This window comes from Streptomyces sp. NPDC017979, from assembly GCF_044328175.1.
Lineage (GTDB): Bacteria > Actinomycetota > Actinomycetes > Streptomycetales > Streptomycetaceae > Streptomyces.
Genome location: NZ_JBIRGU010000001.1, coordinates 365,545 through 383,897, shown reverse-complemented (window position 1 = coordinate 383,897; position 18,353 = coordinate 365,545). Strand labels below are relative to the sequence as shown.

Below are 18,353 nucleotides of genomic sequence, written 5' to 3'. Positions count from 1 at the left end.
GCTTCGACGTACGGCCCCGGAAGTCGCCTCGAAGGCCCGCCCGGCAGGAAAGGCGGGCTCAGAAGAGCCTGAGCTTGTCGTCCTCGACGCCGCGCAGCGCGTCGTAGTCCAACACCACGCAGCCGATTCCGCGGTCCGTCGCCAACACCCTGGCCTGCGGCTTGATCTCCTGCGCCGCGAAGACGCCGCGCACGGGCGCGAGGTGCGGATCGCGGTTCAGCAGCTCCAGATAGCGCGTCAGTTGCTCCACGCCGTCGATCTCGCCGCGGCGCTTGATCTCCACCGCCACCGTGGCGCCGTCGGAGTCCCGGCACAGGATGTCCACCGGCCCGATCGCGGTGGGGTACTCACGCCGGATCAGGGTGTAGCCGTCGCCGAGCGTCTCGATCCGGTCGGCCAGCAGCTCCTGGAGGTGCGCCTCCACGCCGTCCTTGATCAGACCGGGGTCGACGCCCAGCTCGTGGGAGGAGTCGTGCAGGACTTCCTCCATGGTGATGATCAATTTTTCGCCGGCTTTGTTGATGACCGTCCAGACACTGTCGTCGCCCTCCTTGAGTGTGCAGGGCGGGGACATCCAGTTGAGCGGTTTGTACGCCCGGTCGTCCGCATGGATGGAGACGCTGCCGTCGGCCTTCACGAGGATCAGGCGGGGGGCGGAGGGAAGGTGGGCGGTGAGCCTGCCCACGTAGTCCACGGAGCAGCGAGCGATGACAAGGCGCATGGTCGGCAACGCTACTCGACGCCCGGGGTCGCGCGCGATTCCGTCTGCGCTCGGCCGTCCGCACCGGGTACTGAGCCTGGCTGAGGCGCTTCGGGTCGCCCCTCTTGTCCGTGTTCGTTTGTGGCCGGTTGTCTGCCCAATCTCCTGGTGCGCGCGGGACGGCGCACTTACCGTGGATGCAGGAGGTTGCCGGTCGCGCACTCTGCGTCGTCATGCGTCATGCGCATGCTGAGGCATTCCGGTGGTTTCCGGCGTTTCCTGCCCTGCCCGCAAGGCCCCGCGCCCCGGGGCCGCGAGAGGAGAACCCATGTCGCTCGACGTCTCACCGGCGCTGTTGGAACAGGCCGAGCGAGGCGAGGTCGACGAAGCCGCCTTCGTCGACTGCGTCCGGACCTCCCTGCCCTTCGCATGGGAGATGATCAGTTCTCTGGTGGCACAGCTGAAGGTCGACGGCGGCGACTTCGCCGACAACCAGACGCCTCCGCCGGACGAGCAGGCACGCGGTCAGCTACTGCGCGCACTCGCTAGCGATGCGATCCGCGGTGCGCTGGAGCGGCACTTCGGAGTGCGCCTGGCATTCCAGAACTGTCACCGCGTCGCGGTGTTCCCGTTGGACCCCTCGGTGGACGAGCGGCTGGCCCGCTTCACCTCCGCGAGGGCACAGCTGTTGAACCAGTCGCCCGAGCTGCGCGACTGCTGAGGTCTTCTTGCGGTCGTCGGAGCGGCTTCGCATCGCGGGAGATGCGGGGGCGCTCGACCGCGCGGAGAGCGGGCTCTCCCACGGGCCCCCCGCACGAGGGGCGGGTCCTCTCGGCGGGGGGTTCCGTGCGTCCGGGCCGCCTGCCGTGCCGTCGCGGCGGCACGGCAGGCGGGGGAGGGGGGACGCACCTGCGGCGGGCGGGCCAACGGGGGCCGGTACGGCAGCGGTTGCCCCACCGGCGGTCAGACCAGCAGCGGGAGAACTTCCTCGCCGAGGCGGCGGATGTTGGACTCGGTGCCCGCGAGGTCCCCGGAGCCCTCGGTCAACAGCGCGAAGCGGCGGATGCCGGTGCGCTCCGCGGTCGCCGCGAGGCGGTCCGCCACCAGCCGGGGCGGTCCGACGGGGTGGATCGAGCAGAGCAGTTCCGTGTAGCCGACCGGGTCGCGCATCACCCGGTGGCTGCCGTCGACCGTGACGTGCGCGTCCAGGCCCTGCTTCAGCCAGCCCGGCATCGACTTCACCAGGGTCTCGCGGGCCTCGTTGGCCCGGTCGGCGATCTGGGCCACGCCGGCGGAGACGTGACCGGCATCGGCGACGGCGTCGGGGCAGTGGCCCGCCTCCAGCGCGTACCGCCGCCACAGGGCGACCATCTCCGCCTTCTCCTCGTCGCCGCAGTGCATGCCGAGGAGCATGGGGAGCCCGTGGCCGGCGGCGAGCCGGACGCTCGCCGGCGACGTGCACGCCACGACCACCTCGGGCCCCTGCCCGCCGTCGGCGGAACCGTCCGCCACCAACTCGTCGGGGCGGGGCACCACGGTCACCTCGCGGAACCGGTACCGGTCCCCGCTCGCGGCCACCGAGGGCTCGCGCAGCCACCGCATCAGCAGGTCCAACGACTCCGGAAAGCCGCGCTCGTACGCCTCGATGCCGCCGCCGAACACCTCCAGGTCGACCCAGGGCCCGCCGCGGCCGACCCCGAGCGAGAACCGCCCGCCGCTGGTCAGGTGCAGCAGCGCGGTCTGCTCGCCGAGCGCCACCGGATGGGCGCTGGGCAGCACGGTCACCGCGGTGCCCACCCGGATCCGGCTGGTGCGGCCGAGCAGCAGCGCGGCGAGCGTCACCGCCGACGGGCAGACCCCGTACGGCACGAAGTGGTGCTCGGCCAACCAGACGGCGTCCAGTCCGGACTCCTCCGCGACCTCGGCGGAGCGCACCGCCCGGTGCAGCGCCTCCCCCTGTCCCTGGCCCGGGAATTGAGCGGCCAGGACGAACGTACCCACGCGCATCGCCTTTTGCCTCCTTGCGGCCGACGCGTCACTCCCCCTGCCCGCATTAACGCCTGACACGTGCCAAAGGCACGGGCCGCGGCGAAGTTCTTGCGATTGTCCGGTAACTGGACCCAAGGGGTGGCTCGGGATCACCCTCCCGTGTACGTGTGCCCGGCCCTTCGGCCCGTAGGCTGGACTCGACAGGAAACGTCCCCACTTGCCCCGCGAGGTGCCGCGTGTCCCCCCGCCGCAACCGCCCCAAGGGCGGCGACAACCCCACCGACCGCTCCGGCGACGCCGGTGACCGGTACGGCGGCTTCGGCCGCGCCGAGACCTGGCAGGGCGAGGAGTGGTCGGTCCGGCACGTCGCCGGCGCGAGCGCCGCGGGCAAGACGTACCGCTGCCCCGGCTGCGACCAGGAGATCCCCTCCGGCGTGCCGCACGTGGTCGCCTGGCCGGAGCACGGCGGGGTGGACGACCGCCGGCACTGGCACAAGGCGTGCTGGAACGCGAAGGACCGCCGCACCTCGCGGGTGCAGCGGTCCAGGAACGCCCCCAGGTACTGAACGCGCGGCGCAGGCCGGCCCGTTCGGCACCCGAGGAAGTCTTCGCTAGACGTCCCGGCTGAAGACGGAGGCGTACGCGCCGGCGAGCGCGACCGCGGTGAGACCGGCCATGATCCACAGCGGGTCCCAGCCCTGCGGACCGGACTCGATGAGGGCGTCGTCGTACAACACCCCGATCTGGCTGGGGATGGAGTACTCCAACAGGAACTCCGCGGTGCCCCGCAGGGAGCTGCCCACCATGAACACCGCCACGACCAGCGGCAGCAGGACGACGCCGATCATGATCGTGATGGCGCCGGCGGAGTGCCGGAGGACGGTGCCGACCGCCAGCGACAGCAGGCCGAGCAGCGCGAGGTAGAGGCTGACGCCGAGGGTCGCGCGGAACCACTGGCTGCCGTTCGGTTCGCCGCCGAGCATCCCGACCTGCATGGCGCCGACGAGCAGCGTCGTGACGACGGTGACGCCGAAGACGAGCAGGAAGTACACGATCGCCTTGGCGGTCAGCACGCGGGCCCGGTTCGGGCAGGCGGTCAGGGTGGTGCGGATCAGCCCGGTGCCGTACTCGGACGCGATCGTCAGCACCCCGAGGGTGATCACGCAAATGCTGCCGAGGAGGGTGCCGAAGAACCCGAGGGTCAGCACGTCGTCGCGCTGGAAGGTGTCGTCGGTGGTGCGCACCGCGAGCGCGACGAGGAAGCCGATGCCGACGAGGAGCGCGACCATCACGCCCAGCGTCCACATCGTGGAGCGCACGGAGCGGATCTTGGTCCACTCGGAGGCCAGCGCGTCGCCGAGGGTGGCCCTGCGGATCGGGATCGGCGAGGTGTAGTCGACCGGTGCGGCGTACTCGGGGACGGGGGCGCCCGGCTGCTGGTGAGGGGTGGTCATCGGGCGTCCTCGGACGGGTCGTGGGAGGTCGGGGCGGCCGGCGGAACCGGCGGAGCGGCCGGCGGCGGTCCCGCGGGCGCGGGCGGCGTCGCCACGGCGTACGGGTTCTGTTCGCGCGGCGGCGGTGCGTACCAGCCGTGCTGCGGCCCCTGGGCCCCCGGAGCTGCCTGCGGCGGCGCCCCGTAGGGCAGCTGCTGCATCAGCCCCGACTTCTGGTCGTGGGTGGAGCGGAAGTCGACCGCGGCCTGCGTCATCCGCATGTACGCCTCCTCCAGCGACGCCTGGTGCGGCGACAGCTCCCACAGCCGTACGTCCGCCTCGTGCGCGACGTCGCTGATGCGCGGCAGCGGCAGCCCGGTCACGCGCAGGGCGCCGTCCGTCTCCGGCATCACCTGGCCGCCGGCCTCGGCGAGCGCGGTGGCCAGCTTCTCCCGCTGCTCCGGCTCCTCCTGCGGGGTGCGCACCCGGGCGAAGCCCGCGGAGTTCGCCGCGATGAACTCCCGCACGCTCATGTCGGCGAGCAACTGGCCCCGCCCGATCACGATGAGGTGGTCGGCGGTGAGCGCCATCTCGCTCATCAGGTGCGAGGAGACGAAGACCGTACGGCCCTCGGCGGCGAGCTGCTTCATCAGGTTGCGGACCCACAGGATGCCCTCGGGGTCCAGGCCGTTCACCGGCTCGTCGAAGAGCAGCACCCGGGGGTCACCGAGCAGGGCCGCGGCGATGCCGAGGCGCTGTCCCATGCCGAGCGAGAACCCCTTGGAGCGGCGCTTGGCCACGTCCTGGAGCCCCACCACGCCCAGCACCTCGTCGACCCGCCGCGCCGGGATCCCGGAGAGCTGGGCCAGCGACAGCAGGTGGTTGCGGGCGCTGCGGCCGCCGTGCACCGCCTTGGCGTCCAGCAGGGCGCCGACCTCGCGCGGTGCGTTCGGCGCGTGGCGGAAGGCCCGGCCGCCGACGGTGACCGTGCCCGACGTGGGATTGTCCAGCCCCAGGATCATGCGCATGGTGGTGGACTTGCCGGCGCCGTTGGGGCCCAGGAATCCGGTCACGGCACCTGGCCTGACCTGGAACGAAAGGTTGTACACGGCCGTTTGCGCGCCGTAGCGCTTCGTCAGGCCGACTGCCTCGATCATGCTCCTGCCCCATTGACTTCCGGTCGGTCCGGGGCCCGGCAACGCTGCCGTTCGCCCCCCGTAAGTCAATGAGCTTATCGGGCGGCGAACGGTTGCGACCGCGGCGTCACGCTGGGCTGACGGCCGCTCGACGCTGCGTTCGCGGACGCCGTCGCTGTGCGGGCCCGCGCCCTCAGGCGTCGCGCTTCTTGAGCACCAGGTACGCGCCGGCGATCGCCACGATCACCCACAGACCCATGATGCCCAGGCCCTCCCAGGGGCCGTAGGGCGCCTTGTCGCTGCCCAGGGCGTCCGGGACGACCCGCATGATCTGCGAGCCGGCCTGGTCGGGGAAGTAGCGCGCGACCTCCTTGGCCTTGGGGACCACGGAGAGGATCCCGGAGACGAGGAAGAAGAACGGCATCAGGATGCCGAGCGCCAGCACCGTGCTGCGCAGCATCGTGGCGACGGCCATCGAGAAGAGGGCCATCAGCGTCATGTAGATGCCGGCGCCGGTGACCGCGCGCAGGACGTTCTCGGCGCCGAGGTCGGTGCCGTGGTCGCCCAGCAGGGCCTGGCCGACGAAGAAGGTGGTGAAGCTGGTCACCATGCCGACGAGCAGCGCCAGCGCGGTGGCCACCGCCATCTTCCCGAAGAGGAAGGTGGCGCGCTGCGGGACCGCGGCGAGCGAGGTGCGGATCATGCCGGAGCTGTACTCCGTACCGATCACCAGGACGCCGAAGACCACCATCGCGAGCTGACCGAGCGAGGTGCCGGAGAAGCTGACGAACGTCGGGTCGAAGGTCAGCCGCTCGGTGTCGGAGAGGTCGTCGAAGGTCGCGCTGAAGACCGCGCTGAGCGCCGCACCGATCACGACCGTCGCCACGAAGGCGGCCACCAGGGTCCAGGTCGTGGACGACACCGTGCGGACCTTGGTCCACTCGGACTGTAGGACGGCGGGTACCGAGGCCATGCGTCAGGCTCCCTTGTTCTGGTCGTTGCTCTGGCCCCAGCCGGCGCCCCACTGGGGGCCGGGCTGCCCCTGCTGGAGCGCGCCGCCCGGGGTCGGGGTGCCGTGCGCGTGGTACTCCACCGCGCTCGCGGTCATCTGCATGAACGCTTCTTCAAGCGATGCCTGCTGGGCGCTCAGCTCGTGCAGCACGATCTGGTGCTGGGCCGCGAGCTCGCCCAGGGACTCCGTCGTCGCGCCGTCGACCTCCAGCGCGCCGGCCGACTCCAGCACGGACAGGCCCTTCGCCTGGAGCAGGTCGCGCAGCTGTTCCGGCTGCGGCGTCCGCAGCCGGACGTAGCTGCGCGAGTTCTGTCGGATGAACTCCGCCATCGACGTGTCCGCCAACAGCTTTCCCTGCCCGATCACGATCAAGTGCTCGGCGGTCAGCGCCATTTCGCTCATCAGGTGCGACGAGACGAAGATCGTGCGCCCTTCCGAGGCGAGCTGCTTCATCAGATTGCGGATCCAGTGGATGCCTTCGGGATCGAGGCCGTTCACCGGCTCGTCGAAGAGCAACACCTGTGGATCTCCGAGCAGCGCCGAGGCAATGCCGAGGCGCTGCCCCATACCGAGGGAAAATCCTTTCGATTTCTTCCGCGCCACCGGCGTCAGACCCACGACGTCCAGCACTTCGGAGACCCGGGACTGCGGGATCCGATTGGACTGGGCCAGACACAGCAGGTTGTTGTACGCACTGCGCCCGCCGTGCATGGCCTTGGCGTCCAGCAGCGCGCCGATGTACTTCAGCGGTTCCTGGAGCTCGCGGTAGTGCTTCCCGTCGATCCGCACCGAACCCGACGTCGGGTTGTCGAGATCGAGCATCATTCGCATCGTCGTCGACTTGCCCGCACCGTTCGGGCCCAGAAAACCGGTGATCATACCCGGTCGGACCTGGAACGAGAGGTTGTCGACGGCGAGCTTCGTACCGAAGCGCTTGGTGAGACCCTCTAGCTCGATCATGGCGCCCACGCTAACGGGCGCGACGAGCCCCCCGCCACTTGAGCGACGGGGGGCCCGACGGTTGATTTGGAGCTGTGACCTGACGAGAGGTCGGCTGCGGCTCCGGCTCAGCGGGACTGCTGGGCCGGGACGCCGCGGGAGATCGGCTCGTCGTCGGCGGGCGCGCCCGCCGCGGCCACCGCGGCACCGGTCAGCGTCGCCAGCATCTCACGGACGTTGGTGAGCTGCGCGTTGATCGAGTCGCGGCGGTTGGTGAGCGCCGCGAGCTCGCGCTCGGATTCGCTGCGGATCCGGTCGGCCTTGGCGTTGGCGTCGGCCACGATGTCCTCGGCCTGGCGCTGCGCGGTCTCCACCGTCTGACGGGCCCGGCGCTCCGCGTCCGTCCGCAGCTTCTCCGCCTCCAGGCGCAGCTGCTCCGCCCGGTGCTCGATCTCCGCCAGACGCTTCTCCGCCTTGGCCTGACGCGACGCCAGGTCGCGCTCGGACTGCTCGCGGCGCTTGGCCAGGTTCGTCTCGAAGTCGGCCGCGGCCTGGGCCGCCTTGGCGCGCGTCTCCTCGAAGAGCGCGTCGGCCTCCTCGCGCTTGGACTGCGCGTCCTTCTGCGCGTCGGCACGCAGCTGGGTCGCGTCGCCCTTCGCCTTCTCGACGATGCGGACGCCCTCGTCCTCCGCCTTCTGCTTGCGGTCGGCGGCGAACTGCTCGGCGTCGTTGCGCACCTGCTGCGCGGCGGACTCGGCGAGCTCGCGGTGCTGCTCCGCGGCGCGGCGGGCCTCCTCGCGCAGGTCCTTCGCCTCCTCCTCGGCGAGGCGGAGGATCTTCTCGACCCGCGCACCGAGGCCGGCGTACGACGGCTCCGCGTCGGTGACCTGCGCCTGGGCGTTCTGCGTTTCGAGGTGCAGCTCCTCAATCCGCTTTTCCAGGGAGGTGATTCGGGTCAGAGCACTGTCACGATCGGCGACGAGCTTGGTAATGCGGTCATCCACCTGACCGCGGTCGTAACCACGCCGCACGAGCTCGAAGCCGAAGGGGGAGGAAGTGTCGCTCATGGGGTTCCTGTCGAATGAGACCGGTGAGGTGATAGGGGGAATCCTAGGGGCCGAAGCGGTGTGTCATCGAGCGGATACGGGTTTGATCTGGAGAATGTGCAGCCTTTTGAGTGGCTGGGCCCCCGACTTGGGCGCAGAAACGGTCCTCAGTCCCCCGACGACTTGCCGCCTGAGCGGGTAACTCCCGCTGAGGCGCCCGCTTTGACGCCGCTTGAGGAGCCGCCCGACGACTTGCCGCCCGACGGCGGACCCTCGAACGACTCCAACGCCTCCAGCACGTCCTGCACCCGGGAGATCTCCGCCTGGATGTCCTGACGCCTACGGGTGAGGACGTCCAACTCCCGCTTGCCGTCGCCGACGAGTCTGCGCGCCTCGACCTCCGCCTCGGACTTGATCTGCTCGCCCTCGCGGGTCAGCTCGGCCTTCTTCAGCTCGGCCTCCTTGAGCAAGCCCTCCGCCTTCTTCACCGCGGCGATGCGCACCCGGCCCGCCTCCGACGAAGCCTCAGACAGCAGCTCCTTGGCCTTCTCCGCCGACTCGTTGCGCTGCTCGGTGGCCGCCTTCACCAACTGGTCCACCCGTTCGCCGGCCACCTTCATCTGCTCCGCGGTCTCCCGGCGCGCCCGCTCGTGCAGCTCCTCGACCTCGCCCTCGACGCGCACCCGCAGCTCGTCCGCCCGCTCCCTTATCGCGGTGGCGTCCCGACGCGCGCCCACCAGCAGCTCGTCCGCGTCCGCCCGGGCCCGCTCCACCAGGGAGTTGCCCTCCACGGTCGACTCGGAGACCAGCCGCTCCGCCTCCTTGCGGGCCGCGCCCACCATCGTGTCGGCCTGCTTCTCCGCCTCCAGGGCGGCCCGCAGCGCCTCCTCCTGAGCCTTGTTCACCAGGTGGTCCGCCTGCTGGGCCGCGTCCCTGCGCCGCTTGGCCGCCGCGTCCCGCGCCTCGTCCACGATGCGGTCGGCCGCCGTACGCGCCTCGCCCCGCACCCGCTCGGCCGCCCGCTCCGCCTCCGACTTCACCTGCTGCGCATCGGACCGCAGCCGCTCCGCGGCCTGCTGCGCCGCCGCCACGGCCTCCGCCGCCTCCGCGCGCAGCCGCTCCGCGTCCCCGCGGGCCTCGGCCACCAACTGGTCGGCCTGGGACGCCGCGTCCGCGCGCCGCTTGTCCGCGGACTGCCGCGCCTCGTCCAGCACTTCCTGCGCCTCGGCCCTGATGCGCTCGTTCTCGGCCGTCGCCTCCGAGACCAGCCGGTCCGCCTGGCCCGCCGCCTCCGAACGGATCCGGTTGGCGTCGTCCCGGGCCTCGGCCCGGGTCCTGGCCGCGTCCTGCTCGGCGGAGGCCACCGCGTCGGACGCCTCCGTGCGCATCCGCTGGGCGTACTCCGCGGAGTCCGACCGCAGCCGCTCCGACTCGGCGATCGCGTCGTTGACGGTCCGTTCGGCGAGCGCGGTCGCCGCCTCCGTCTCCTCCTGGGCGCGGGCCCGCAACTGCGTCGCGTCGTCCGTGGCGCGCTCCAGCGCCGCGTGCGCGTCCGCGCGCACCCGGTCCGCTTCCTCCTGCGCCTCCGTACGGGTGCGCTCGGCCGCGTGCTCCGCGGCGGAGCGCAGGCCGGCGATCTCCTGCTCCGCCTGCTCGTGCAGCCCCGACACCGAGTCCCGCACCTGCTTCGCGGTCTGCTCGGCCGCGGCGATCGCCTCCGTGGCCCGCCGGTCCGCGTCCTCCGCCAGCCGTTGCGCCTCGGCCTGGGCCTCCTCGACCCGCTTGCGCGCCGAGCCGAGCAACTCCTCGCTCTGCTCGCGCGCCCGGTCCCGCTCCTGGTCGGCGTCGTCCCGCGCCGCCTTCAGGATGTCCTCGGCCTCACGCCTACGCCGTACGGCCTCCTCCTGCGCCGCCGCCAGCGCCTCCTGCGCCTGGGCGCCCAGCCGGTCGGCCGCCGAAGCGGCTTCGGCCCGCAGCCGGTCCGCGGTGTCCTGCGCCTCGTTCTTGAGCTGCTCCGCCTCGGCCGCGGCGTCACCGCGCAGCCGCACCGCGACGTTCTCCGCCTCCGCACGGGCCGTCGACGCGTCCGCGGCGGCCTCCGTACGCAGCCGGTCGGCCTCCTGCCCGGCCTGCTCCTGGAGCGCACGGATCCGCTCGGCGGCCTCCGTACGCAGCCGGTCGGCCTCCTCCGACGCCTCGCGCCGGAGCCGCTCGCCCTCGGCGCGCGCCTCCTGAAGGCCCTGCTCCGCGGACTCCACCCGGGCCTCGGCCTCCGACTGGAGCCGGGCCAGCTCTTCGGCAGCCTCCTCCTGACGGGCCGTCAGTGCCTGCTGGGTCTCCTCGCGCAGGGTGGCCGCGGCCGCCTCGGCGGCGGTCCGCATCGCGTCCGACTGCTCCTCGGCCTCCACCCGGAGCCGGTCGGCCTCGGCGCGGGTGCGCTCCAAGGTCTCCTCGGCCTGCCGGCGCAGCGTCGTCGCCCGCTCGATGGCCTCGGTGCGGATCCGCTCGCTGTCGTTGCTCGCGCCCGACCGCAGCTCGTCCGCGTCCGTGCGCGCCTTCGTCAGCAGCTCCTCGACGGTGGACGCCGCCTCCTCGATCTGCTGCACCGCTTCGCGTCGGGCTTCGGTGCGGATCCGCTCGCCCTCCGCGACCGCCTCGGAGCGCAGTTGCTCCGCCTCGCCGCGCAGCCGCCGCGCCTCCTCCTGGAGCTCGACGGTCCGGGCGCGGTACTCCTTGGTGTCGTCCTTCGCGGCGCCCTTGAGCTGGTCGGCCTGCTCGGCCGCCTCCTCGCGCAGCCGGTCGGCCTCCGCCTCCGCCTCGCGGCGCAGCCGCTCGGCCTCCTCGCCGGCCTTGCGGGTGGTCTCCTGGGCGTCCTCGGACGCCTTGTTCAGGACTTCCTCGGCGTCCCTGGCGGCCTTGGCGATCGCCGCCGCGGAGTCCTCGGCCGCGATCTGGCGGGCCTTCTCGCCGGCCTCCGCGAGCTGCTTCTCGGACTGCGAGCGGGCGTCGGTGAGGACCTGCTCGGCCTCCGCCTTCACCGCTTCGGCCTCGGTGGTGGCCTCGGCGACCAGCCGGGCGATCTCCGCCTTGGCGGTGCGGTTGCGCTGCTCGGCCAGGGACTCGGCGCTCGCGAGCTGACGGCCCGCGGACTCCTTCGCCTCGGTGACCAGTCCCTCGGCCTCGGCGCGGGCCTCGCGCAGCCGGTCCTCGGCCTCCTGGAGCCGCTGCTCGGCGCTCCGGCTCAGCTCGGTGGCCTGCTGGCGGGCCTGGTCGGACTCGGCGGTCGTGGTCGAGCGAAGCTGCTCGGCGTGCGCCGTGGCTTCCTGGGCCTGGGCCGACGCCGCGTTCAGCATCCGCTCGGCGTCCCGGCGGGCCCGGTGCAGCAGGGCCTCCGCCTCGCTGCGGGCCGAGTCCGCCTCGGACGCGACCCGCGAGCGGGTCTCGTCCATCAGTCGCTTCGAGTCGGCACGGGCCTGGCCCAGCGACTGCTCGGCCTCCGCGCGGGACTCGTCGAGCAGCCGCCGGGCCTGCGATTCGGTACGGGCCCTCAGCTGCTCGGCCCAGGCGACGTTCTCGTTGACGTGCGCCTCGACGGTGCGGCGGCGCTCGGCCAGCTCCTGGTCGAGCCGCTGGCGGCGCTGGTTGGCCTCGGCGTGCAGCTCCGCCTGGAGGCGGGCCTGCTGCTCCGCGTGCTCCTGGAGCAGCCGCTGTGCCTGGGCGCGGACGTCACGCAGCTCGCGTTCGGCGTCCGAGCGCATCTGGTCGACCTGGACCTGTGCGTTGCGCAGCATCTGCTCGGCCTGATAGCCGAGGTCCTGGCCGTCGTAGGCGGGGCGGGACGCGAGTGCGCGGCGCGCCTCGTGGAGCTTGGCGCGCAACACCTCGACCTGGTAGCCGAGGTCCTCGGCGTGCTGGACGGCCTTCTCCCGGTCGGTCTTCAGCCGCTTCATCTCGGCTTCGAACCGCGAGAGGTGGTCGTCCTCAGCCCGGTGACTCTCCTGGCGTTCGTAGCCCCGCACGACGCGGTCCCATCCGTCCCCTGGTCGAAACTGATCCCGCACAAGCACCGTCGCTCGCGGACGGTCCCCCGGGGAATGGTGACAGAACAATATGAGAGGACGCGTCGCGGCCCCGACCCGGCCCCGGCCCGGAATCGCCCACTCTACCGGGCCGGGTAACCGGAGGTCAGTGCTCCGTTGCAGAGGTGACGAGTTCGGTCAGCACGCCGTGGCAGTCCTTGGGGTGGAGGAAGGTGATCCGGGAGTCCATCGAGCCCCGGCGCGGCTGCTCGTCCAGGACCCGGATCCCCTTCTGCCGGATCGCCTCCGCGTCGCCGTCGACGTCGGCCGTGCCGAAGGCGATGTGGTGCACGCCCTCGCCGTTCTTGGCCAGCCACTTCCCCACGGGGGAGTCCTCGCGGGTCGGCTCCAGGAGCTGGAGGTAGGAGGCCCCGCCGTCGGAGGTCTCGTTGATCTTGAGCATGGCCTCGCGCACGCCCTGTTCCTCGTTGACCTCCGTGTGGAAGACCTCGAAGCCGTACGTGGCCCGGTAGAACTCGACGGTCTCGTCGAGGTCGAAGCAGGCGATCCCGATGTGGTCGATACGCGTCAACATGGGAACAGTGGAACGGCACCACGTCGGTTACGCAAGGTGCGCGCCATCACACCGGGCGCACGGTGACCCCGGGCCGTACCGCTCAGTACATTGAGGTGAACCATCGTTCACTCCTCGGCGTCAGAGCTCGCAGGCTTTCTCAGGCTTTCTAAGGGGATCGCTCACATGTCACGGAACACCGACACCACCACAGTGATCGTCTCGGGCGCCCGGACGCCCATGGGCCGGCTCCTCGGCTCGCTGCGGTCCTTCTCCGGCGCGGACCTCGGCTCCTTCGCGATCAAGGCGGCCATGGACCGGGCCGGCATCGGCCCCGACCAGGTGCAGTACGTGATCATGGGCCAGGTGCTCCAGGCCGGCACCGGACAGATCCCGGCGCGCCAGGCCGCGGTCAAGGCGGGCATCCCGATGAGCGTGCCCGCGCTCACCATCAACAAGGTCTGCCTCTCCGGCCTCGACGCGATCGCGCTGGCGGACCAGCTGATCCGGGCCGGCGAGTTCGACGTCGTCGTCGCCGGCGGCCAGGAGTCCATGACGAACGCGCCGCACCTGCTGCCGAAGTCCCGCGAGGGCTTCAAGTACGGCGCGGTCCAGATGCTCGACGCCATGGCGCACGACGGCCTCACCGACGCCTTCGAGGGCATCGCGATGGGCGAGTCCACCGAGAAGCACAACACCCGGCTCGGCATCGAGCGCCCCGCGCAGGACGCCTTCGCCGCCGCGTCCCACCAGCGGGCCGCCGCCGCGCAGAAGAACGGCCTCTTCGACGCCGAGATCACCCCCGTCGAGATCCCGCAGCGCAAGGGCGACCCCGTGGTCTTCGCCCAGGACGAGGGCATCCGCCCGGACACCACCGCGGAGGGCCTGGGGCGGCTGCGGCCCGCGTTCGCCCCGGACGGCACCATCACCGCCGGCACCTCCTCCCAGATCTCCGACGGCGCCGCCGCGGTGGTCGTGATGAGCCGCGCCAAGGCGGAGGAGCTGGGCCTCGAATGGATCGCCGAGATCGGCGCCCACGGCAACGTCGCCGGCCCGGACAACTCCCTCCAGTCCCAGCCGTCCAACGCGATCCTGCACGCCCTGGGCAAGGAGGGCATCGGCGTCGACGACCTCGACCTCATCGAGATCAACGAGGCGTTCGCCGCGGTCGCCGTGCAGTCAATGAAGGACCTGGGGGTCTCCCCGGAAAGGGTGAACGTCAACGGCGGGGCGATCGCGCTCGGCCACCCCATCGGCATGTCCGGCGCGCGCATCGTGCTGCACCTCGCGCTGGAGCTGCGGCGCCGCGGCGGTGGCGTGGGCGCGGCGGCGCTGTGCGGCGGCGGGGGCCAGGGCGACGCGCTGATCGTCCGCGTCCCCGCGAAGTAGGCCGCGGGCGCCGTCCCGTACGCACTCGTACGCACACCGAGCACGAGCACCGAGGAGCTGAGCCATGGTCGACGTCGCGGAGCTGGTCGCCCGCGCGAGGGAGGGCCGGCCGCGCGCCGTGGCCCGGCTGATCTCGCTGGTGGAGGGGGCGTCCCCGCAACTTCGCGAGGTGATGGCCGCGCTCGCGCCGCTGACCGGCGGGGCGTACGTGGTGGGGCTGACGGGCTCGCCCGGCGTGGGCAAGTCCACCACCACCTCCGCGCTGGTCACCGCGTACCGCAAGGCGGGCAAGCGGGTCGGCGTGCTGGCCGTCGACCCCTCGTCGCCGTTCTCCGGCGGGGCGCTCCTCGGCGACCGGGTGCGGATGTCGGAGCACGCCTCCGACTCCGGCGTCTACATCCGCTCGATGGCCACCCGCGGCCACCTCGGCGGTCTGGCCTGGGCCGCGCCGCAGGCGGTGCGGGTCCTCGACGCCGCCGGCTGCGACGTGGTCCTCGTCGAGACCGTCGGCGTCGGCCAGTCCGAGGTCGAGATCGCCGCGCAGGCCGACACCTCCGTGGTGCTGCTCGCCCCCGGGATGGGCGACGGCATCCAGGCCGCGAAGGCGGGCATCTTGGAGATCGGCGACGTGTACGTGGTGAACAAGGCGGACCGGGACGGCGCGGACGCGACCGCGCGGGAGCTGAACCACATGCTGGGCCTGGGCGAGGCGCGCGGCCCGGGGGACTGGCGGCCCCCGATCGTCAAGACGGTCGCGGCGCGCGCGGAGGGCGTCGACCAGGTCGTGGAGGCGCTGGAGAAGCACCGGGCGTGGATGGAGGAGCGGGGGGTGTTGGCGGATCGCCGTCTGCGGAGGGCGGCGGGCGAGGTCGAGACGATCGCGGTCACCGCGCTCCGCAGCCGCATCGCGGACCTGGCCGACCTGCACGGCGACCGCCGCCTGGACGCGCTGGCGGCGCGCATCGTCGCGGGCGAGCTGGACCCCTACGGCGCGGCGGACGAACTGGTGGCGGGCGTCACCCGCGCGTAGCGCGCACCGGGCGCTGCGGTGCGACCCGTAGCTGCCCGACTGCCCCGCCTGCGGCAGCTCGCGCAGTTCCGCCCCCTGTGCCCTGCGGGCACGGGGACCCCCAGCGCCCCTGGGTTCCTCTGCTTGGCCTTTGACTGCAGGACAACCCGCGGTCGGGTGGGGTTTTCAGGGGCGCGGGGAACTGCGCGACCAGCCACCCACGGTCCGCACAGAGCAATGCACCCGAGGTGCTACGGCGCGCACGTCCCCCCGCCCCGCGACCGCAGGTCAGTCGTCGTCGCGGTCCGGCGTCGCCTTCGCCGTGGTCGCGTTGACCTTGACGTCGTGCTCCTTGCCGTCCTTGCCGCGGACCTCGACGTCCCAGCCGTCGTCGTCGAAGTCGATCTCGGTGACCGTGCCGGGGTGGAGTGCGAGGGCGGCGTCCGCGGCCTGCTGGGACGTGACCTTGACGCCCTTGGGCGCGTCGTCGCGGTCATCGCGGTCATCGTCCCGGTCGTCCCGGTCGTCGTCATCCGCGTCGTCCCGCTCCGTGACGCTCACCTTCCCCGACTCCGCGTCGACCCGCACCTCGCTCTCCTTGCCGTCGGTGCCGCGGATCTCGACGTCCCAGCCGCCGTTGTCGTCGTCGTCGAGGTCCACCGACTCCACGGTGCCCGGGACCTCGGCCAGGGCCGCCTTCGTCGCGTCCTCGACGGTGACCTTCGTCGGGACCTTCGCCGCCGAGGGGTCGTCGGTCGCGGCCACCGCCGTGTAGGCGCCGCCGGTCAAAAGTGCCGCGGCCACGGCCGTCGCGATCACGATCTTGCGCTTCATGGAGGGGTCCTCCCCATCGAGGTGGTGCGTCGTTGGCTTGACGACCACCAATCTGGCGAAGGGACCCTGAACGCAACCTGAAGCCACCTGAAGGGATCTTCAGCTTCGGTTTGGGACCCTTGGCCCATGCGTTTGCTGATCGTGGAGGACGAGAAGCGGCTGGCCCTCTCCCTCGCCAGGGGCCTGACCGCCGAGGGATACGCCGTGGACGTGGTCCACGACGGCCTGGAGGGGCTGCACCGGGCCGCCGACGGCGCGTACGACCTGGTCGTCCTCGACATCATGCTGCCCGGCATGAACGGCTACCGGGTCTGCGCCGCGCTGCGCGCCGCCGGCAACGAGGTGCCGATCCTGATGCTGACCGCCAAGGACGGCGAGTACGACGAGGCCGAGGGCCTGGACACCGGCGCGGACGACTACCTGACCAAGCCGTTCTCGTACGTCGTGCTCGTCGCCAGGGTCAAGGCGCTGCTCCGCCGCCGCGGTCGCGGCGGGCCGTCGCCGGTGCTGCTCGTCGGCGACCTGCGGGTGGAGACCGCGGCCCGCCGGGTGTTCCGCGGCGAGACGGAGGTCGCCCTGACGGCGAAGGAGTTCGCGGTCCTGGAGCAGCTCGCGGTGCGCGCCGGGGAGGTCGTCAGCAAGGCGCAGATCCTGGAGCACGTGTGGGACTTCGCCTACGACGGCGACCCGAACATCATCGAGGTGTACATCAGCGCGCTGCGCCGCAAGGTGGGCGCCCCGCGCATCCAGACGGTGCGGGGCGCGGGCTACCGCTTGGTGGCCCCGCCCGGTACGGGCCCCGAAGCCGGGGCGGGCCGATGAGGTCCGTACGGGCCAAGGCCGCGCTCGGCGCCACCGCGGTCGTCGCCGTCGCCCTGGTCCTCGCCGGCGCCGCGGTGCTGTTGGTGCTCCGGGCGTACCTCTCCGACCAGGCGGAACTCCAGGCGGAGGTCACCGCCCGGGAGGTCGCCGCGCAGGTCGCGCGGGAGGGCGACACGGCGAGCGGGACGCTGACGATCCCGTCCACGGACGACCGGCCCGTGCAGGTCGTCGACGAGGACGGCCGGGTGGTCGCGGTCAGCGACGAGCTGGAGCAGATCTCCGGTACCGGGACGACGGGCGTGAAGCCGCAGCCGCTGCCGCCGGGCGGGGACGACGGGGACGGCGACGGCGACCAGGACGGCCAGGACGGCCAGGACGAACAGGACGTCGACGAGCCCGAGCGCGGCGAGGTCTCCGGCAAGGAGCCGCGCTTCGTGAAGGGCACGGCGACCGTGGACGGCGACTTCGCCGAGTACGTCTTCGCCGTCGTGGAGGCGACCACGGGCGCCGGCCGCACCGTCACGGTCTACGCGGGCGCCCCGCTGTCCGTCGAGAAGGACGCCGTGGGGTCGGTGCGGGAGGCGATGCTCATCGGTCTGCCGCCGGTGCTCGTCGTCGTCGCGTCGGTGACCTGGCTGGTGACCCGGCGCGCGCTGAAGCCGGTGGAGGGCATCCGCGCCGAGATGGCCGCGATCACCGCTTCGGAGGACCTGTCGAGGCGGGTGCCGGAGCCCGCCACCGGGGACGAGGTGGCCCGGCTCGCGCACACCACGAACGAGACGCTGGCGGCGCTGGAGGCGTCCGTGGAGCGGCAGCGGCGGTTCGTCGCGGACGCCTCGCACGAACTGCGCAGCCCGATCGCTTCGCTGCGCACCCAGCTGGAGGTCGGCGAGGCGCACCCGGAGCTGCTGGACGTGCCGGGTGCGGTGGCCGACACCGTACGGCTCCAACAGCTCGCCGCCGACCTGCTGTTGTTGGCCAGGTTGGACGCGGGGGAGCAGCCGGGGCGGGCCCGGCTCGACCTGTCGGCGCTGGTGCGCGAAGAGGTGTCGCAGCGCACGGGGGACCGGGTGCCGGCGGCCGTGGACGTGACGGACGGGGTGGAGGTGGCCGGCTCGCACGGACAGCTCGTCCGGGTCCTCGGCAACCTCCTCGACAACGCCCAGCGGCACGCCCTGGCCTCCGTCGAGGTCTCCGTACGGCGCGAGGGCGGATCCGCGGTGCTGTCCGTCGCGGACGACGGGACGGGCGTGCCGGACGCCGAGCGGGAGCGGATCTTCGAGCGGTTCGTACGGCTCGACGACGCCCGCTCGCGCGACGAGGGAGGCGCGGGTCTCGGCCTCGCCATCGCGCGGGACGTCGCCCGGCGACACGGCGGCACGCTCACGGTGGGGCGGTCCGCGGCGGGCGGTGCGCGGTTCGTGCTGCGGCTGCCCGCGCTGTGAATCGAC

At 72.4% G+C, this 18,353-nt stretch carries 16 protein-coding genes; 6 read left to right on the top strand and 10 right to left on the bottom strand.

Going from position 1 to position 18,353, the window contains the following annotated elements:
- Nucleotides 1-58: 58 nt before the first annotated feature.
- Nucleotides 59-721 (bottom strand): endonuclease NucS, encoded by a 663-nt coding sequence (nucS, locus tag ACH4E8_RS01630; RefSeq protein WP_398443293.1) that lies wholly within the window; start codon nucleotides 719-721, stop codon nucleotides 59-61.
- 307 nt (nucleotides 722-1,028) lie between these two features.
- On the opposite strand from nucS, the gene ACH4E8_RS01625 reads away from it, so the two are divergent.
- Complete coding sequence (locus ACH4E8_RS01625; RefSeq protein ID WP_361969591.1) at nucleotides 1,029-1,421, top strand: SCO5389 family protein; 393 nt, start codon at nucleotides 1,029-1,031, stop codon at nucleotides 1,419-1,421.
- 242 nt (nucleotides 1,422-1,663) lie between these two features.
- Here the strand turns inward: ACH4E8_RS01625 and ACH4E8_RS01620 are convergent, their stop codons facing one another.
- Entirely contained in the window at nucleotides 1,664-2,707 is a 1,044-nt protein-coding gene (locus ACH4E8_RS01620) for an LLM class flavin-dependent oxidoreductase (protein ID WP_398443291.1), read from the bottom strand.
- A 218-nt stretch (nucleotides 2,708-2,925) separates the two neighbouring features.
- On the opposite strand from ACH4E8_RS01620, the gene ACH4E8_RS01615 reads away from it, so the two are divergent.
- Nucleotides 2,926-3,255 (top strand): ATP/GTP-binding protein, encoded by a 330-nt coding sequence (locus ACH4E8_RS01615; RefSeq protein ID WP_398443289.1) that lies wholly within the window; start codon nucleotides 2,926-2,928, stop codon nucleotides 3,253-3,255.
- Nucleotides 3,256-3,300: 45 nt separating this feature from the next.
- Here the strand turns inward: ACH4E8_RS01615 and ACH4E8_RS01610 are convergent, their stop codons facing one another.
- The 7 genes from ACH4E8_RS01610 to mce all read right to left on the bottom strand — a co-directional run bounded on the left by ACH4E8_RS01610 (nucleotide 3,301) and on the right by mce (nucleotide 12,869).
- A complete protein-coding gene (locus tag ACH4E8_RS01610; RefSeq protein WP_398443287.1) occupies nucleotides 3,301-4,143 on the bottom strand; it encodes an ABC transporter permease subunit in 843 nt (280 codons plus the stop codon).
- Nucleotides 4,140-5,279: an ABC transporter ATP-binding protein gene (locus ACH4E8_RS01605; protein WP_398443285.1), complete on the bottom strand. Its 1,140-nt coding sequence runs from the start codon at nucleotides 5,277-5,279 to the stop codon at nucleotides 4,140-4,142. Before ACH4E8_RS01605 ends, ACH4E8_RS01610 begins: the two co-directional genes overlap by 4 nt.
- Nucleotides 5,280-5,451: 172 nt before the next feature.
- Nucleotides 5,452-6,231, bottom strand: a complete 780-nt coding sequence (locus ACH4E8_RS01600) for an ABC transporter permease subunit (protein ID WP_398443283.1) — start codon at nucleotides 6,229-6,231, stop codon at nucleotides 5,452-5,454.
- Between the two features lie 3 nt (nucleotides 6,232-6,234).
- Entirely contained in the window at nucleotides 6,235-7,230 is a 996-nt protein-coding gene (locus tag ACH4E8_RS01595) for an ABC transporter ATP-binding protein (RefSeq protein WP_398443281.1), read from the bottom strand.
- 107 nt (nucleotides 7,231-7,337) lie between these two features.
- The gene (locus ACH4E8_RS01590) at nucleotides 7,338-8,276 is read right to left on the bottom strand and encodes a cellulose-binding protein (protein WP_361537185.1); all 939 of its coding nucleotides are present in this window, start codon (nucleotides 8,274-8,276) and stop codon (nucleotides 7,338-7,340) included.
- 146 nt (nucleotides 8,277-8,422) lie between these two features.
- Complete coding sequence (scy, locus tag ACH4E8_RS01585) at nucleotides 8,423-12,274, bottom strand: polarized growth protein Scy (RefSeq protein WP_398443279.1); 3,852 nt, start codon at nucleotides 12,272-12,274, stop codon at nucleotides 8,423-8,425.
- Nucleotides 12,275-12,440: 166 nt separating this feature from the next.
- Entirely contained in the window at nucleotides 12,441-12,869 is a 429-nt protein-coding gene (gene mce, locus ACH4E8_RS01580; RefSeq protein WP_398443277.1) for a methylmalonyl-CoA epimerase, read from the bottom strand.
- 165 nt (nucleotides 12,870-13,034) lie between these two features.
- On the opposite strand from mce, the gene ACH4E8_RS01575 reads away from it, so the two are divergent.
- Both ACH4E8_RS01575 and meaB read left to right on the top strand, forming a co-directional pair.
- Entirely contained in the window at nucleotides 13,035-14,237 is a 1,203-nt protein-coding gene (locus ACH4E8_RS01575) for an acetyl-CoA C-acetyltransferase (RefSeq protein ID WP_398443275.1), read from the top strand.
- A 64-nt stretch (nucleotides 14,238-14,301) separates the two neighbouring features.
- Nucleotides 14,302-15,267 carry a methylmalonyl Co-A mutase-associated GTPase MeaB gene (meaB, locus tag ACH4E8_RS01570; protein WP_398443273.1) on the top strand — a complete coding sequence of 322 codons (966 nt, stop codon included), beginning with the start codon at nucleotides 14,302-14,304 and terminating at the stop codon, nucleotides 15,265-15,267.
- A gap of 267 nt (nucleotides 15,268-15,534) precedes the next feature.
- Here meaB and ACH4E8_RS01565 read toward each other — a convergent pair whose 3' ends face one another.
- A complete protein-coding gene (locus tag ACH4E8_RS01565; protein ID WP_398443271.1) occupies nucleotides 15,535-16,080 on the bottom strand; it encodes a PepSY domain-containing protein in 546 nt (181 codons plus the stop codon).
- A 126-nt stretch (nucleotides 16,081-16,206) separates the two neighbouring features.
- On the opposite strand from ACH4E8_RS01565, the gene ACH4E8_RS01560 reads away from it, so the two are divergent.
- On the top strand, nucleotides 16,207-16,902 hold the full coding sequence (locus ACH4E8_RS01560; RefSeq protein WP_398443269.1) for a response regulator transcription factor: 696 nt from the start codon (nucleotides 16,207-16,209) through the stop codon (nucleotides 16,900-16,902).
- A complete protein-coding gene (locus ACH4E8_RS01555) occupies nucleotides 16,899-18,347 on the top strand; it encodes a sensor histidine kinase (RefSeq protein WP_398443267.1) in 1,449 nt (482 codons plus the stop codon). Before ACH4E8_RS01560 ends, ACH4E8_RS01555 begins: the two co-directional genes overlap by 4 nt.
- Nucleotides 18,348-18,353 lie beyond the last annotated feature (6 nt).